The sequence below is a fragment of the Halioglobus sp. Uisw_031 genome (genome assembly GCF_047729875.1).
Taxonomy (GTDB): domain Bacteria; phylum Pseudomonadota; class Gammaproteobacteria; order Pseudomonadales; family Halieaceae; genus Marimicrobium.
On the sequence record NZ_CP159826.1, the window covers coordinates 812,886 to 828,896 of the forward strand.

A 16,011-nucleotide genomic window follows, 5' to 3' on the forward strand; every position below is an offset into this window, starting at 1 on the left:
ACGAGGTAGGCCCGTGAGTGCAAAAATGCTAGTTAATTTTACCCCGATGGAAACACGGGTGGCCTTGCTGGAAAATGGCGTCACCCAGGATGTTTATATCGAACGTGCGATTAGCCGCAGTATCGTTGGCAACATTTACGCCGGGAAAGTGGTGAGAATAGTGCCCGGCATGCAGGCAGCCTTTGTGGATATAGGGCTTGAGCGCACCAGCTTCATACACGTCTCAGATGTGATTGCCGGCAGCAGCGGTCATGGCCGGCAAGACAAAAGTATTCCCCCGATGAAGATTGCTGACTACCTTCACGACGGTAAGAAGATCATTGTTCAGGTCACTAGAGATCCTCTGGGCACCAAGGGTGCGCGCGTGACTATGCAGTTGTCAGTAGCAACACGATATCTCGTGTTGCAGCCTCACAATAAGCATACAGGTGTCTCGCAACGCATTGATAAGCCTCTGGAGAAGACACGTCTGAAGCAAGTGCTGGCGCAAGCTCGGGCGAGCCAAAGCATGGATGACTCCACTGGGTTTGTTTTGCGTACCGCTGCCGAAGGGATAGGGTTCGAGCAGGTGTCGGCTGACATGCGCTTTCTCTATAGTGTGTGGGCAAGTATCTCTCGCCGTGCCAAGGCTGCTACTACAGCCGAGCTGCTTTATGAAAATTTACCTCTGCATTTGCGCGCAGTGAGGGATCTTGTTCGTCCGTCGGTAGAACACATTCTCATCGATAACAGCGAGTGTTTGGTGGCGCTGCAGGGTTTTTGTGCTGATCATGTGCCGGAAGTGTGCCGTTTGCTAGAGCATTACACGGGCGAGCAGCCGTTATTCGAACTGCATGGCGTGGAGGATGGAATCCGGGGCGCACTCGATCGCACAGTGGAGCTGCACTGTGGCGGCTATCTGATTTTCGATCAAACAGAGGCCATGACAGTTATTGACGTGAACACCGGATCATTTGTTGGCAAGCGGAATCAGGATGACGCTCTGCTAAAGACCAATCTAGAAGCGGCTGAGGTCTTAGCCCGGCAAGTACGTTTGCGTAACCTGGGCGGCATTATCATCGTTGATTTTATCAACATGGAAAAATCTGACCATCGGCGACAGGTGCATGATGCCCTCAAGAAATTCATGCAGCAGGATACGGCGCTCAGCGAGATAGCGGCGTTTTCGAAGCTGGGGCTCATTGAAATGTCGCGCAAGCGCACGGGTGACAGCCTTGAGGGTTTACTGTGTGAAGGTTGTTCCGTTTGTCATGGGCGCGGTGTAATTAAAACGGCGGAGACCGTTTGCTATGAAATTTTTCGAAAGGTTATGAGCGATGCGCGGACCGGCAAAAATGACAAACTGATATTGCGTGTGGCTGATTCTGTTGCAAATCGATTACTGAACGAAGAAGCCACGCAATTTTTCGATCTACAGCAATCTGTTGGCAAGACAATTAGCGTGCAGGTAGAGTCGAGCTACAGTCAGGAACATTTCGATCTCATGCCGTGTTGATCGGCTTTGGATGACAGATGGCGACACATTCAAGTAGTGTTATTGCCTTTGTAATTGATTATCGCGGGGCTTTTTCAGCACTGGCTGCCGGGATTTTTCCCGTGCCGTTGCGGTGTCTGAAGGCGCGATGAAATTCGTTGAGACGGCGCGGAGCCCGACGATATAAACCCTTCCGTTCAGTCGGACTCGCCATAGGATTGCTGTAGCTCTTTTAGATAGCGGAATAACTTTCGGCTGGCCGATGGCGGTTTATGACCTTGTACTTCCCTGTGATGTTGTAAAATGACCTGCCGTAACTGCTGACGGTCAGCTTCAGGGAAGCGCGTCATGGCCAGCTCTGCCCCCTCAGCCCCCGCTGCAAGTATATCTTCACGTAATTGCTCCAGTTGATGGAACGCTGTAGTACTTTCTTGTTTTGTGTTGTGCAGGGCCGCCAGCGCTTGCTCAATCGGGGCGGGGTCTATGTTGCGCATAATCTTGCCGATGAGCTGTAGGTGTCGTTTACGGGCGCTATTGCTACGAATTTGCCGACACTCGCGGATGGCCGACAACAGCCGTTCATCATCAATAGGAATTTTAGAAAGTTGATTGTCATTTAACGACAGCAAGGATTCTCCTACTGCTTGCAGACCGAGCATCTGCCGTTTGCGTGCGCTTTTACTGGGAGGATCTTGCGGCTCGATGGCGTCGTCTTCTCGTCGATCAGGCATACAACAGTGTCGCTAGTCCGAGGAATGAGACAAAGCCCACGACGTCGGTAATGGTGGTAAGTACGACGCCGCCTGCCAATGCCGGATCAATCTTTGCCCTGGCCATCAATAGCGGAAGTACGGCGCCAGCCAGTGCGGCAGTCACTAGGTTGATGACCATAGCCGCGGCAATGATCAGGCCGATTTTCCATTGCTGGAACCAGATCGACGCAGCGATAGCCACGACCACAGCCCAGAGGATGCCGTTCATGAGCCCGATCACCAGTTCGCGGTTAATCAGCCAGGCCTGGTTGTTTTTAACCACCTGTCCCAAGGCGATCCCACGTACCATCAGCGTCAGCGTCTGGGTGCCCGCAATGCCACCCATGGAGGCTACTATAGGCATTAACACGGCGAGAAATACAAATTCTTTAATGGTTCCTTGAAAGAGATTAATCACCGAAGCGGCAATGAAAGCAGTAACCAGATTGATTCCCAGCCAGATGGCGCGACGTGGTGCGGCATGCATAAGAGGGGCGAAGGTATCAGCGTCCTCGTCCAGGCCCGCCATTGACATCAGGGAGCGATCAGTGTCCTCGCGAATCACGTCCACTACGTCGTCAATAGTGATGCGGCCTAACAGTGTGCCATTATCATCTACCACAGGGGCCGATACCCAGTCATTGCTCTCAAAGAGACGCGCCACTTCCTTGTCAGTCATATTGACCGGAATAGGTTCCACATCGGTGAGCATCATTTCCCGCACAGAGGCGGCGGGGTCTGATACAAGTAACGTTCGTAGAGACAGCAAACCGATGAATTGATCGGAACGATTGACCACAATCAGGTTGTCAGTCATCTCTGGGATTTCAGTATGCCGGCGTAAATAGCGAAGGACCACGTCCAAGGTTAATCTGGCTCGGATGGTTATAGTATCCGTATTCATCAGGCCCCCGGCTAAATCCTCGGGGTAGTGCATGACTCTTTCAAGGCGCGCCCGGTCCTGCTGATCCATGACGGTGAGGACTTCCCGGGTGACGTGACCGGGTAGTTGCTGAAGGATGTCGGCGATGTCGTCATCTGCCAAGCCTTCGGTTAGCTGAGCAACTTCCGTCGCATCCATTTGGCCGAGAAACTGTGCCCGCAGGTCGTCGCCCATTTCACTCAGTATTTCACCTTCACGGTCAACCTCCACCATTTGCCACAGAATATGTCGGAACTTGGGTGGGGAAGATTCGAGAAGGTGTGCGACGTCGGCCGGAAGCAGTCCATTCAGCATTCTTTGCACATCGACAAAGGTTCCGCTGTTCAGCGCAGCGGACAGTTTGTCGAGGGTTTTTTGGGCTGCTACTTGACCTTGAATCATTTCACCTCCCAGATAAACCCTTTATGCCAGCGTGACTGTGCAGTGGATTATCCGGAAAAGTTACCCGCGCAACAACGTGATTAGTTACGGATTGATAGTTTACTCGGCTTCGTCAAAGCAATTTTCGATGAGAGTCTGCAGGGCAGCGAGAGCGTTTTCTTCATCACTGCCTTCAATCTCAATATCCAATACAGTACCTTTGCCTGCAGCGAGCATCATGACAGACATGATACTCTTGCCATCGATCAATTGACCGTCCTTCCCCGTCTGTATACGACTGGAAAACGATGTAGTGCATGCCACGAATTTTGCTGCCGCCCTTGCGTGCAAACCGAGTTTGTTAGTAATTGTCAGTTGGGTTTGTATCACAATTTATTCTGCCTACTGTAGTTCTCGGTGTCTTATATTTATTGCCGGCAACTGCCCTTTGTAGTGTTGGAATAGTCGCTCGGCCAAATATACTGAGCGATGTTGCCCGCCGGTACAACCAAAGGTGATATTCATATAGCTACGATTACCTTCACGATAACGCGGCAGCCAGTTGTCCAGATAGTGGCAAATATCCTGAAACAGCTCCTCTGTCATAGGCAGGCTTTCGAGAAACGATTGCACTTCGGAGTCTAGCCCACTCTTGAGTCGCAACTCTTTTACCCAGTGGGGATTGGGTAACATTCTTACATCGAACACGAGGTCTGCGTCGGCAGGTACTCCGCGCTTGAAGCCAAAAGACTGTAACAGTATCGCCATGCTCCCAACACTGCTCCCCAGCAGCCGTTGCTTGATAGCATCACGCAGGTCATAAACGGTCATGTGGCTGGTGTCCAACACCAGGGATGCGCAGTCGTAAATGGGCTCGAGGAGTTCTCGTTCTTTATCGATCGCCTCTGCCAGCGGAATAAATTCCGTGCTAAGCGGGTGTCGGCGTCGCGTTTCACTAAAACGCTGGAGCAGGTTAATTTCCTGAGCGTCCAGAAACAGCACTTGGGTTTCCACCGATAGTGGAAGTGAGTGAATAATCGCTTTGAATTTCCGCAGATCTTTCCACTCATTACGAGCATCAATACAGACCGCTATACCCTGAAAAAAGCTGAACTCGTCACCGCCGATTTTCTCAATCAGCGCGGGCAGAAGCGATATCGGGAGGTTGTCAATACAGTAGAAACCCTCGTCCTCTAACTGGTTCAATGCAGTACTCTTTCCCGAGCCGGAGCGTCCACTGATGATAATTAATTGCATAGGATACTGTTGCTCAATCCGCGCCGCTGCAGGCGACCTCATAGAGGGTGCTGCTATCTCTGGCGGCGCGCAACCGTCCACAGAATTGCTGCTGATTAAATAAGCGTGCGATATTTGCGAGTATATCTAGATGCTGCTGACGAGCTTCTTCTGGCACGAGCAGCACGAATAGCAGGTCTACTGGCTGATCATCCGGCGCATCAAAGGGGATCGGTTTTTCCAGTGAGAGCAGGGCGCCTAATGGCTGAGTACAATTACCGACACGGCAATGCGGTATTGCGATGCCCTGACCCAAGCCCGTGCTGCCCAGTTTTTCCCGCGTGATAAGATGGTTTAGGATGTTGTCGTAGTGCAGCAAAGGTTCATTTGCACACACTAATTCCGCTATCGTTTCAAACAGTCTTTTCTTGCTGGGTCCATGTGCGTGACAGACGGTGCGCTCTGGCGTTAGTATTTGGCTTAAAAGGTGCATAGCTTCGTCTTTAGTGTCCTCGGTGTTTTTGCTTGTGTTTGATCAATTGACGATCCAGCTTGTCAGCTAGAGCATCGATGGCGGCATACATGTCATCCGAATCCGCATGAGCGAACAGGTCGCCACCCGCTATGTGTATAGTGGCCTCAGCTTTTTGCACCATTTTCTCGATAGTGAGAATGACATGGGTCTTCGTGGTCTGGTCAAAATGACGCTGCAGGCGCTCGAATTTGTTCTCCACGTACTCCCTCAGAGGGGTGGTTATTTCGAGATGATGACCAGTGATTGTCAGTTGCATATAGTGCTGCTCCGCTTTGTGGGGTTGACATTGGCGACGCAACTAAGCGTTGCCAGATAAGAATACTTTCAGTCTAGACTAACCGTTTACGCTCGTTGGATGGAGCGATAAACAGTTTTTCTCGGTACTTGGTGATAGTTCGACGAGCAACTTCAATGCCCTGTGCATGCATCAATAGCGTAATTTTGTTATCGCTCAGCGGTTTACGTGGATTTTCTGCCGCGACTAGTTTTTTCATTAGAGCCTGAATGGCTGTTGATGAACATTCGCCACCTGAAGACGTCGCCACATGGCTGGAGAAGAAATATTTCAGCTCAAAAATACCCCGTGGGGTATGCATGTACTTGTTGGTGGTAGCTCTAGAGATAGTAGACTCGTGCATTTCGATGGCCTCGGCTATATCGTGCAGCACCAAGGGCTTCATGGCCTCCGTGCCATACTCAAGAAAATTTCGCTGGCGTTCAACAATTTTGCTAGCAACCTTAATGAGTGTTTCATTGCGGCTTTGCAGGCTTTTAAGGAACCAACGTGCTTCTTGCAGATTATCCCGTAAATAGGTGTTGTCTACACTGGTATCACCCCGCGTCACTAAATTAGCGTAGTGGGTATTGATGCGCAGCTTGGGGATGATGTCCGGGTTGAGTCCGACCAGCCAGCGGCCATTCTTTTTGCTGACATAGACATCTGGCACAACGTACTCAATATCCTTTGGCACTGCTGTGTGCCCGGGGTTGGGGTCCAGCGATTGAATGAGAGCGAGCACCGCTTTGAGTTCTTGCTCCTCGAGTCGCATGCGCCGCTGAATCTGTTCGTAGTCTGTGGCGGCTAGTTGGTCCAGATAGCGATTCACTATCTGTTTGGCCTGTGGCAACCAGGCAGTGGCAGGCGGCAACTGGTTTAGCTGAATTTGCAGGCACTCCTGAAGGCCGCTAGCGCATATGCCGGAAGGTTCAAATTGTTGCAGGCGGTGAAGGACGGCAACCACCTCTTCAATGTCGATATCCAGATCGTGAGTCAAGGAATCGTAGATGTCTTCCACGCTCAATGTGAGGCGCCCATTGTCATCCGTAGCGTCAATAATGCACAGGGCAATTAGGCGGTCAGTGTCAGATAGTCTCGTGAGGCTAAGTTGCCACAGTAGTTGTTCGCGCAGTGATTCACTGGCGACTTTGCGTCCGGCTATGTCGTCATCGAAACCCTCATCGTCTTGTGGCGACTGAGCGGGAGCCGAAGAAGACGGCAGCAGGTCCTCCCATTGCACGTCAACGGGCAGCTCATCAGGCATGGTCGTTAGTTCATGTGTCTCCCAGTCCGACCTCTCGTTCTGATTGTCGTTGGCTGTGTGCTCCAGGTTCTGCAGGGGGCCGTCACTTCCTTCGGCGCTCGATTCCTGTGGTTGATCATCCTCGAGATCAAACAGATCATCCTCAGACTCAGACTCCTCTAAAAGTGGGTTGCTATCCAGAGCCTGCTGTATCTCTTGCTGCAGATCCAGGGTAGACAGCTGCAATAAGCGGATGGCTTGCTGCAGCTGCGGAGTTATCCTCAGCTGTTGGCTCAGTTTTAGTTGTAGTGACTGCTTCATTAGAAGGTCTCTAGCACCCTTATTTTGCGGGCCTATCAGTCTGTATGGTAAAGGCTAAGGCTCCCAGTGTAGCGCTGGCCGCCGTTGCGTGGCAACTAGTTGGCCCGATAATTGCTTGTTTTTTGATTCATGGAGCACGATTTTTGGGCGCAGTGGCCGCAGTCTGGTTCTACGACAAGACGTTATGGGAACTGTGAGTCGGTGTTGGAGTTCCGCAGCGGCTACATGCGGAACTGTTCTCCCAGATAGACTTTGCGGACGTGTTCATTGTTTAGCACGTCTTCAGGCGTCCCAGAGGCGATGATGCAACCCTCGCCAACGATATAAGCTTTTTCACAGATATCCAGCGTGTCACGCACGTTGTGGTCGGTGATAAGGACACCGATACCTCTGTCACGCAGGTGATTAATAATCTCTTTGATATCGATGACTGAGATAGGGTCTACACCTGCGAAAGGCTCATCAAGCATAATAAAATCGGGCTCTGTGGCCAGCGCACGGGCAATTTCAATGCGTCGCCGCTCGCCACCTGACAGGGATTGACCGAGACTTTCGCGCAGATGTTGGACATGAAATTCCTCCAGCAATTCATCCCTTCGAGCCAAGCGTTGCTTTTTGTCGAGATCCGAACGCGTTTCCAGTATAGCCAAAATGTTGTCGCCTACAGTGAGTCGTCTGAATATCGAGGCCTCCTGCGGCAGATAGCCGATGCCGCGACGTGCCCGCTCATGCATGGTGAGTGAGGTGATATCCATGCCATCTATACTAATATCGCCTCGGTCAGCAGAGATGATTCCGATGATCATGTAAAAGCAAGTGGTTTTACCCGCACCGTTCGGTCCTAGAAGGCCTACGATCTGTCCACTGTCTAACGATAGTGAGACATCGTGTATCACTTCCCTTCCGCGGTAAGCCTTGGCCAGGTTATTCGCTCGTAGTTCTGCCACTGCCGCTCTCTTCTAATTGCTCTGTTGCCGGTGGAGCGGACATTTCCGCTGATGGCTGTTCCTCTGGCGTTTTTTTGTCTTCCGTGGTTTGCACGCTGGGCGGAATGACGACCACAACCTTGTTACCTGTGCGCGTTTGATCGGACTGCGCAGTGATTAATTGCTTCTTCATTAAGTAATCAATGGAATCCCCGTCCACAACAGATCCGTCCTGTTCGATATGGGCGTTTGTTTGCAGGTGCACCCGGTCCTCGTTTTTGAAATACTTGATCACATCAGCATGAGCGTGAACCACCCCCTTGCCCAACTCTGGCAGTTGACGCATTTTGGCGGGATTTCCTTCGGCCACTATCTCGCTGGGATCGTCGGATGTGTGATAAATGGTCAGTGTGTCGGCCTCTAGCTCCATGCTGCCCTGCTTCATTTGCACATTGCCGGTATAGATCGTCACCCCCTTTTTGTCATCACGCAGGGCCTTGTCTGCAGTGAGGTGAATGGGTTGGTCACCATCACTCGGTAGGGCATGGGTGACGACTGTCTGAAAGCTCGCGAGCAGTACGAGAAGCCAGATGCCCGATTTCAACGTTCGAGCGTATTTGTCAGGGCCGCGGTGAGGCATAGAGAGTCTCCAGAGTGAGTCTGGGGTGGGTTGATTGAAGCGATCAGGCATTAAACGATCCCTGCATGCAGCAGATCTTTGAGGTGAACGACGCCGGCGAGGGCGCCCGCGTCATTGAGCACAACAAGGGAACTGATCTCATTTTCTTCCATGATATGCAAGGCTGCGGCAGCCAACATGCCGGGGTCTATCGTCTTGGCGTTGGAACCTATTAACTGCCCGATTCGAGTCTCGTTGATATCCAAGCGTGCGTCCAGAGTACGACGTAAATCACCATCGGTAAACACGCCGACCAGTTTACCCACTTTATCGATCACCGTCGTCATGCCCATGCCTTTATCGCTGATTTCTAATAACGCCTCGGCCAGTTTGACATTTTCAGTCACCCGGGGAATATCATCGCCAGATTTCATGATGTCTTGCACTTTGAGTAGGAGTTGTTTGCCCAAGGTCCCTCCCGGATGCGAGAAAGCAAAGTCGTCCGCGGTAAAACCGCGGGCCTCTAGTAAAGCGATGGCCAGTGCATCTCCCATTACCAGTGCTGTCGTGGTGCTGGATGTTGGTGCTAGATCAAGGGGGCAGGCCTCGATTTCTACGCCTGTATTGAGGTGGACATCAGAGGATTTCCCCAGTGCAGACTGCGCGTTACCGGTCATACTCACAAGAGGAATGCCCAGTCTCTTGAGGTGAGGAAGCAGGGTGAGAACTTCGGGTACCGCGCCGCTGTTGGATAGAGCGATAACGGCGTCCTCTGAGGTGATCATGCCCATGTCGCCATGACTCGCCTCTCCGGGATGGACAAAAAAAGCGGGGGATCCAGTGCTGGCCAGTGTTGCCGCTATCTTGCGAGCAATGTGGCCTGATTTCCCCATGCCAGTGACAATGATTCGACCCCGAACCTGCAGCAAGAGTGCACACGCTGCATTGAATTCAGCCCCGATACGCTCCTCCAGAGAGGCGACTGCAGCGGCCTCCATGCGGATGGTGCGGCGCGCGGATGTGGAGTGACTAATGGAGCTTTGCTCCGGCATAGAATTTGCCTCAGTTGACTAGGTTGAAAGCAGAAAATAATAATACAGTGCGTAGGAAGAGACTAACACTGTGCCCATGATTCGTCCGATATAAGCGCGTTTGGGCGCTGATTTACCGCGTTTGGCGCTGACAAAAATCGCCAAAGCAAGGAAAAAGGTCAGCGCTGCCATGCTGGCATAGTCTCTTGAAATAGCCTCTGGGTCGAGCACTTGGCCTCCCACAATCCCCGGGATAGCCATTACTGCCAGCAAATTAAATAAATTGGAGCCAATGATGTTGCCAAAGGCAATCTCAGCGTGGCCCCGCAGGGCGCTCGCGATGGAGGCTGCGAGTTCCGGCAGACTGGTGCCAACAGCGACAACGGTCAGCCCTATGATGAGCTCGGATATACCCAATTCCTCTGCAACGATGACGGCACCCCACACAAGAAGCTTGGAGCTGAGGATCAATATCAAAAGGCCGAATAGGAATGTGGACCAAGCGCGCAGAGGCGGCAATTCGGGCATCGGCTCATCACTGGACTCGGCAGCTTGTTCTGCGCTGCCGAGTTGGCTAAACGCTAAAAACGCAATGATGAGGGTCGCGGCCGCAAGCATCAGGCACCCATCTTGTACGGAGAGCACGTCATCGAGTATCAGCACCCCGACGCCGACAGTGGCCAGTAGCAGAACGGGAATCTCTCTTTTCAGGCATTGTTCGTCAATCATCAGTGGAGCCACTAGCGCAGTCACTCCAAGTACAAGCGCAATATTGGCGATATTTGAGCCGATAGCATTGCCGATAGCCAGTGGCCCCGCATTTGAAAGCGAGGCTGTGAGTGATACTAGGATCTCCGGTGCCGACGTTCCCAAAGAGACAATCGTCAGGCCGATAATAAGGGGCGAAACGCCGAGATTCCTGGCGATTGACGCGGCTCCAGCTACAAGCATGTTTGCGCTCCAAATGAGAGCGACAAAGCCAAAAAGAATGGATGCGGCGGCTAGCAGCATAAGCGTGAATTTCCTGTTAAAGTACGCCCCGCCCTCTGCACTGGAACTGGTAGAGCATATCTGTTGTCAGAAGCGGATAGTGACATTGAATGGTGCGATAATAGACATCGTGTGTGTGCGGGGATAATTATACAGGGCATTAGAGGCCAGGCTAGTAACAAAATTCAGTATTGGAGTACAGGAATGTCATTTCGTGGAAATACAGTGGGGGCGATCGCTCTGTTGCTGGGCTGGCTGGCAAGTTCTCAGGTCTTATCTCAGGATCAGGTCGCCTATGATCTGGTGCAGGATACTACCGTGCGAGTGATGGAAGTGGTGGTAGCCGCTGATGATTACGTCGATTCTGACCCAGAGCGTTACTATGGCCAAATACAGGACCTGCTTGATCCATTAATCGATTTTCGAGGTTTTGCACGCTCAGTCATGGGCCCCTATGCAAGTTCCGAGCGTTACCGTTCTCTGGATGAGGCTGGGAGAAAGCAGTTGGCAGCGGAGCTAGACCGCTTCACTGCGGTAATGCGTGCGTCTCTAGTGCGCACCTATAGCAAGGGCTTGCTGGCATTCGGGGGGTCGCGGATCGAGCTTGTATTGCCAGAGACGGAGGATAATGGCGACGCTGATAGTTCAAGGTTATCGGTGCGCCAATTGATATACGCTGATAAGCCACAGCCTTATGTCGTGATGTACCAGATGGGCCGCAATAAATCCGGTGATTGGAAGTTGCGCAACGTGATTATAGAAAGCGTCAATCTGGGCGCGATCTACAAAGATCAGTTTCTGGCGTCAGCGCGAGAACAAGCCGGTAATATTGACGCTGTGATCGACAGCTGGACCACTGTCGTTGTCGATGTGGAGAGCTGATTTCGCCGAGGCGCAGCATTCGCTATCCGCCTGGTTTTCTCATAAAATGCAGTTCGTTTTAGAACAGGCTCTGGGACAGGCTAAATGTCCGGGACAATTGGTGCCACTGTACGCGGCAGCAACAAAAAACAAGGGGGTTTAAATGGACGCGGCTGCAGTCAAGGTGCTGTTACAGAATCACATGCATGAGTGTGAATTTCATGTTCAGGGTGAGGGTAGCCACTATGATATTGTGGCCATCGGCGCAGTATTTGAGGGTTTGCGGCCGGTAAAAAAGCAGCAATTGGTCTACGCTGCCCTGACAAGCCACATAGCGGATGGCAGTGTTCATGCCGTGAACATACGGACTTTTACGCCGCAGGAGTGGCAAGCTAGAGAGCAAGCATGAAGGTGATCGTGCTGTCTGCGATGCATTTTTTGAGGGAACAAAACAGGTGTCGAGGCCCGCTGCGGCCGCCGACAGTGTTGATCGGTTGAAACTATGAATGAGAAACTGACCATAGCCCTAACCAAGGGGCGCATTCTGAAGGAAACGCTTCCGCTGCTCGCGCGCGCGGGTATTGAGTCGCTGGAAGATATTAGTAGCAGCCGTAAACTGGTGTTTGAAACTAACCGTCACGACGTGCAGCTGGTTATCCTGCGAGGCACTGACGTCCCCACTTACGTGAGTCATGGCGCTGCCGATATGGGTGTGGTCGGCAAAGACGTGCTAATGGAGCAGGGCGCTGAAGGCCTTTATGAGCCGCTGGACTTGGGTATCGCCCGCTGCTCTTTGATGACCGCGGGGCCGGTGGGCTGGCAAAGCAACGGTGCACGCATCAGGGTTGCGACCAAGTTTGTCAACATCGCCCGAGAATATTTTGCCAGTCAGGGCGTGCACGTTGATCTGATCAAACTTTACGGCGCTTTGGAGCTGGCACCCATCATGAATCTGGCCGACTTGATCGTTGATATTGTGGATACCGGTAATACCCTGCGCGCGAATGGCATGGAGCCACTTCAGAGCATCGCCACCATTAGCTCACGCCTGGTGGTGAATAAGGCGGCCATGCGTTCCCGTTACGCCGTTATCACACAGATTATCGACGAGCTCACGGCAGTCTTGCAGGAGGGAGGGGATGCGGCGACTTGACACCACCCACACGGATTTCGACAGTGCACTGGCTCAGTTAACGGCCGTTGATACTGAGTCAGATTCCGTTATTAGCCAGACGGTAGCGCAGATAATTGCAGACATAGCAGCGCGTGGGGATGAAGCGCTACTAGAATATACTGCGCGATTTGATCAGCGGAAAGTCGCCTCGGTAGGGCAATTGGAAATATCCAAAGAGCGCCAGATCACGGCTCTGAATAGTGTTGATTCTGCACAACGCGAGGCGCTGGAATATGCTGCGCATCGTGTGCAAAGTTTCCATCAGCACCAGCTGCAGCAGAGTTGGCAGTATTACGACGATTTAGGCAATCTTTTGGGACAGAAGGTCACCCCCCTTGAGCGGGTTGGCGTTTATGTTCCCGGTGGTAAGGCGAGTTACCCCTCTTCTGTGTTGATGAATACCATCCCTGCCAAAGTGGCGGGCGTGCCCGAAATCGTCATGGCGGTGCCGGCGCCCGGTGGAGCATTAAATGATCTAGTGCTGGCGGCAGCCTGCATAGCCGGAGTGGATCGACTGTTTACGATCGGGGGCGCTCAGGCGATAGCGGCTCTAGCGTATGGCACGCACACCGTGCCTGCGGTTGATAAAATTGTCGGTCCGGGAAATATTTATGTGGCGACCGCCAAGCGTCAGGTGTTTGGTCGAGTGGGCATCGATATGGTGGCCGGCCCATCGGAAATTCTGATCATTTGTGATGGTGGCACTGACCCGGATTGGGTGGCGATGGACCTGTTTTCCCAGGCCGAGCATGATGAGCTCGCTCAGTGCCTGTTACTGTGCCCGGACGGCGCCTATCTTGAAGCCGTGCAAGCCAGTATTGACCGCCTGCTGCCGGGCATGGAGAGAGCGGACATTATTCGCATATCCCTCGCCACTCGCGGGGCTATGATCCTCACCCGTGACCTTCATGAGGCGGTGACAGTGAGTAATCGTATTGCTCCGGAACACCTTGAGATATCAGTGGAAGATCCCGAAAGCCTGTTGCCGCTAGTGCAGCATGCGGGCGCTATTTTTATGGGAAGGTTTACCTCGGAAGCATTGGGCGACTACTGTGCAGGCCCCAACCATGTGTTACCGACTTCGCGCAGCGCACGTTTCTCTTCCCCGTTAGGGGTCTACGATTTCCAAAAGCGCAGTTCCATTATTATGGGCAGCGAGCAGGGTGCGCAGGAGTTGGGTGCTGTGGCTTCAGTGTTAGCGAGGGGTGAGTCGTTGACGGCTCATGCGCGCAGTGCGGAAATGCGCTTTCTAGATAAGCCGTGCGCTAACGACTAGCCTTCACTCATTGTGGATCTTTCAATATTCCGACGACGGCGCTGAGTTCAAGACGCTGCTGGTTGCGCTGCAACGAAATAGCAATTTTATCTCCAGGCTTTAGCATCGCGATTCGGTGCATCGTCAGTCTGCCATCCTTTGCTTCATCTCCGTCAATATGAGTGATGATATCCCCCACTTGTACCCCTGCTTTTTGTGCAGGACTACCCCATGCTACGGAGGCCACAGCCAGCGCCAGAGTTTTGTTTCCCGGTGCAGATGTTGTGCCGACGGGTTTCACGCTGACGCCCAGCCATCCCCGGATAACCTCGCCGTAGGTGATCAGACCCTGCATCACAAAGACCGCGAGATTCACCGGTATCGCTAGGCTGATACCGATCCCGGTGTTGGCACGTTGTGTCTCGTTGTTGGTCCCGTAGATTAGGGTATTGATCCCCAGAAGGCGACCGCTGGTGTCGATGAGTGCGCCGCCAGAGTTGCCCAGGTGAATAATCGCATCGGTCTGGATATAGTCCTCATAGGTGTCCAATTGCAGACCGAAGCGACCCAGAGCAGAAACAATACCTTGTGTTACTGAATGTCCGAATCCTAGTGGGTTACCAATGGCCAGTACGACATCTCCCACCCTAGCGGCATCGGAGTCTCCAAGCGTTATGGGCTGCAGGTCTGTCAGTGCTACCTGCAATACCGCAAGATCAGTGGCCGAATCGGAGCCGATGACCACGGCATTGGAGGAGCGACCATCGTTAAGCATCACCTGGATCGCGTCAGCCTCTGAGATGACGTGGTTGTTGGTCAGTATATGGCCCTGTTTAGTCATAATGACGCCAGAGCCAAGAGAGCGCTCGATGCGCTGACGTTGAGGCCGCGGTTCACCTGAGCGTCGAAAAGTGAGGTCTTTCAACAGTGGATTGGGACCCTCTTGTACCAGTTTAGCGGTATAGATACTGACCACAGATGGCGTAGCCTCATGTACCGCTATGGCATAACTGACCCGTCCTCGGGCCGCATCTGCAGGCGAACTCAGTGGTAATATCCAGAGGTCGAGAATCAGCAGGGCAGCAAGCAACCCTGTTATCGCGGGCCAAATAATGAAGGTCAATTTTTTTTTCATGCGCAATCGTATATGTGGTTAGTCGATGTATTGTATATGATGCCTGTCCAGGCGTGGCAGGTTGCTAGTGCCGTGACTGAAAGCGACAGGTGATAATGATATGAGTGTAGCCCTTACTGAGCTCGGCATATACCTCGATCAGTGTTTGCGAACTGATCAGTTTCAGGACTACTGCCCTAATGGACTGCAGGTTGAAGGGAAGCCCCAGGTTGTCAGGCTCGCGACAGGCGTTACTGCCTGCCAGAGTTTTTTGGACGCAGCGATCGACTGGGGGGCTGATGCTGTGCTCGTGCATCACGGTTATTTCTGGCGCGGGGAAGCGCAGCAGGTGGTGGGAATAAAACGTCGACGGCTTGCGACTTTGTTGGTCAATGAAGTCAGCTTGTTAGCTTACCACTTACCGCTTGACGCCCACCCGCAGCTGGGGAATAACGCCCGTCTCGGCTGTTTGATGGGCATAGACCTAGCGTTTCAGGAGCCGCTGCAGCCTAACGTTAGTGGTGGTCTGGGAAATATAGGCAGCTTGCCTGAAGCTATTTCAGCTGCTGAATTCGTTGTCAAACTTGAGGGGATAACAGGGCGTAGGGCATTGCATGTGGGTCATTCAGAGCTGCCAGTGCGTCGCATTGCTTGGTGCACGGGTGCCGCCCAAGACTATATCGATGCGGCGGTGAAAGCGGGCGCTGACCTGTTCGTAACGGGTGAGGCCTCAGAGCAGACTGTGCATACCGCCAGAGAGGAGGCTATCCACTTCGTCGCCGCAGGCCATCACGCTACGGAGCGCTATGGGGTGCAAGCGTTGGGCGACCATTTGGCGGGGCAGTTCTGCCTCGAGCACCGCTTTATCGATATTGACAACCCGGTCTAACGCGCGAGGAA

The 16,011-nt window shown here is 52.7% G+C and carries 18 protein-coding genes; 6 read left to right on the forward strand and 12 right to left on the reverse strand.

Annotation, left to right across the window (positions count from 1 at the left end; genetic code table 11):
• Positions 1 to 13 precede the first annotated feature (13 nt).
• Positions 14 to 1,495, forward strand: coding sequence for an Rne/Rng family ribonuclease (locus ABXT62_RS03800; RefSeq protein WP_415357212.1), 1,482 nt, complete (start codon positions 14 to 16; stop codon positions 1,493 to 1,495).
• A gap of 176 nt (positions 1,496 to 1,671) precedes the next feature.
• Here ABXT62_RS03800 and yjgA read toward each other — a convergent pair whose 3' ends face one another.
• The 11 genes from yjgA to ABXT62_RS03855 all read right to left on the reverse strand — a co-directional run bounded on the left by yjgA (position 1,672) and on the right by ABXT62_RS03855 (position 10,728).
• Positions 1,672 to 2,205, reverse strand: coding sequence for a ribosome biogenesis factor YjgA (gene yjgA, locus ABXT62_RS03805; RefSeq protein ID WP_415357213.1), 534 nt, complete (start codon positions 2,203 to 2,205; stop codon positions 1,672 to 1,674).
• A complete protein-coding gene (gene mgtE / locus ABXT62_RS03810) occupies positions 2,198 to 3,550 on the reverse strand; it encodes a magnesium transporter (RefSeq protein WP_415357214.1) in 1,353 nt (450 codons plus the stop codon). The genes yjgA and mgtE overlap by 8 nt, the downstream gene beginning before the upstream one ends.
• 99 nt (positions 3,551 to 3,649) lie before the next feature.
• Positions 3,650 to 3,919, reverse strand: a complete 270-nt coding sequence (locus ABXT62_RS03815) for an HPr family phosphocarrier protein (RefSeq protein WP_415357215.1) — start codon at positions 3,917 to 3,919, stop codon at positions 3,650 to 3,652.
• Positions 3,920 to 3,931: 12 nt separating this feature from the next.
• The gene (gene rapZ, locus ABXT62_RS03820) at positions 3,932 to 4,786 is read right to left on the reverse strand and encodes an RNase adapter RapZ (protein ID WP_415357216.1); all 855 of its coding nucleotides are present in this window, start codon (positions 4,784 to 4,786) and stop codon (positions 3,932 to 3,934) included.
• Between the two features lie 13 nt (positions 4,787 to 4,799).
• Complete coding sequence (gene ptsN, locus ABXT62_RS03825; RefSeq protein ID WP_415357217.1) at positions 4,800 to 5,258, reverse strand: PTS IIA-like nitrogen regulatory protein PtsN; 459 nt, start codon at positions 5,256 to 5,258, stop codon at positions 4,800 to 4,802.
• A gap of 10 nt (positions 5,259 to 5,268) precedes the next feature.
• Positions 5,269 to 5,556 carry a ribosome hibernation-promoting factor, HPF/YfiA family gene (hpf, locus tag ABXT62_RS03830; RefSeq protein ID WP_415357218.1) on the reverse strand — a complete coding sequence of 96 codons (288 nt, stop codon included), beginning with the start codon at positions 5,554 to 5,556 and terminating at the stop codon, positions 5,269 to 5,271.
• A gap of 73 nt (positions 5,557 to 5,629) precedes the next feature.
• A complete protein-coding gene (locus ABXT62_RS03835) occupies positions 5,630 to 7,141 on the reverse strand; it encodes an RNA polymerase factor sigma-54 (RefSeq protein ID WP_415357219.1) in 1,512 nt (503 codons plus the stop codon).
• 221 nt (positions 7,142 to 7,362) lie between these two features.
• Complete coding sequence (gene lptB, locus ABXT62_RS03840; protein WP_415357220.1) at positions 7,363 to 8,088, reverse strand: LPS export ABC transporter ATP-binding protein; 726 nt, start codon at positions 8,086 to 8,088, stop codon at positions 7,363 to 7,365.
• Positions 8,066 to 8,707 (reverse strand): lipopolysaccharide transport periplasmic protein LptA, encoded by a 642-nt coding sequence (gene lptA, locus ABXT62_RS03845; RefSeq protein ID WP_415357221.1) that lies wholly within the window; start codon positions 8,705 to 8,707, stop codon positions 8,066 to 8,068. The genes lptB and lptA overlap by 23 nt, the downstream gene beginning before the upstream one ends.
• A 50-nt stretch (positions 8,708 to 8,757) precedes the next feature.
• Positions 8,758 to 9,738, reverse strand: coding sequence for a KpsF/GutQ family sugar-phosphate isomerase (locus ABXT62_RS03850; protein ID WP_415357222.1), 981 nt, complete (start codon positions 9,736 to 9,738; stop codon positions 8,758 to 8,760).
• 18 nt (positions 9,739 to 9,756) lie between these two features.
• The gene (locus ABXT62_RS03855) at positions 9,757 to 10,728 is read right to left on the reverse strand and encodes a calcium/sodium antiporter (protein ID WP_415357223.1); all 972 of its coding nucleotides are present in this window, start codon (positions 10,726 to 10,728) and stop codon (positions 9,757 to 9,759) included.
• 183 nt (positions 10,729 to 10,911) lie between these two features.
• On the opposite strand from ABXT62_RS03855, the gene ABXT62_RS03860 reads away from it, so the two are divergent.
• The 4 genes from ABXT62_RS03860 to hisD all read left to right on the forward strand — a co-directional run bounded on the left by ABXT62_RS03860 (position 10,912) and on the right by hisD (position 14,018).
• Entirely contained in the window at positions 10,912 to 11,589 is a 678-nt protein-coding gene (locus ABXT62_RS03860; RefSeq protein ID WP_415357224.1) for an MlaC/ttg2D family ABC transporter substrate-binding protein, read from the forward strand.
• Positions 11,590 to 11,731: 142 nt separating this feature from the next.
• Positions 11,732 to 11,977 (forward strand): BolA family protein, encoded by a 246-nt coding sequence (locus ABXT62_RS03865; RefSeq protein ID WP_415357225.1) that lies wholly within the window; start codon positions 11,732 to 11,734, stop codon positions 11,975 to 11,977.
• A 93-nt stretch (positions 11,978 to 12,070) separates the two neighbouring features.
• Positions 12,071 to 12,721 (forward strand): ATP phosphoribosyltransferase, encoded by a 651-nt coding sequence (gene hisG / locus ABXT62_RS03870; RefSeq protein ID WP_415357226.1) that lies wholly within the window; start codon positions 12,071 to 12,073, stop codon positions 12,719 to 12,721.
• Positions 12,708 to 14,018 carry a histidinol dehydrogenase gene (gene hisD, locus ABXT62_RS03875; RefSeq protein WP_415357227.1) on the forward strand — a complete coding sequence of 437 codons (1,311 nt, stop codon included), beginning with the start codon at positions 12,708 to 12,710 and terminating at the stop codon, positions 14,016 to 14,018. Before hisG ends, hisD begins: the two co-directional genes overlap by 14 nt.
• A gap of 7 nt (positions 14,019 to 14,025) precedes the next feature.
• Here the strand turns inward: hisD and ABXT62_RS03880 are convergent, their stop codons facing one another.
• A complete protein-coding gene (locus ABXT62_RS03880; protein ID WP_415357228.1) occupies positions 14,026 to 15,132 on the reverse strand; it encodes a S1C family serine protease in 1,107 nt (368 codons plus the stop codon).
• 100 nt (positions 15,133 to 15,232) lie between these two features.
• On the opposite strand from ABXT62_RS03880, the gene ABXT62_RS03885 reads away from it, so the two are divergent.
• On the forward strand, positions 15,233 to 16,000 hold the full coding sequence (locus tag ABXT62_RS03885; protein ID WP_415357229.1) for a Nif3-like dinuclear metal center hexameric protein: 768 nt from the start codon (positions 15,233 to 15,235) through the stop codon (positions 15,998 to 16,000).
• Positions 16,001 to 16,011: the final 11 nt, after the last annotated feature.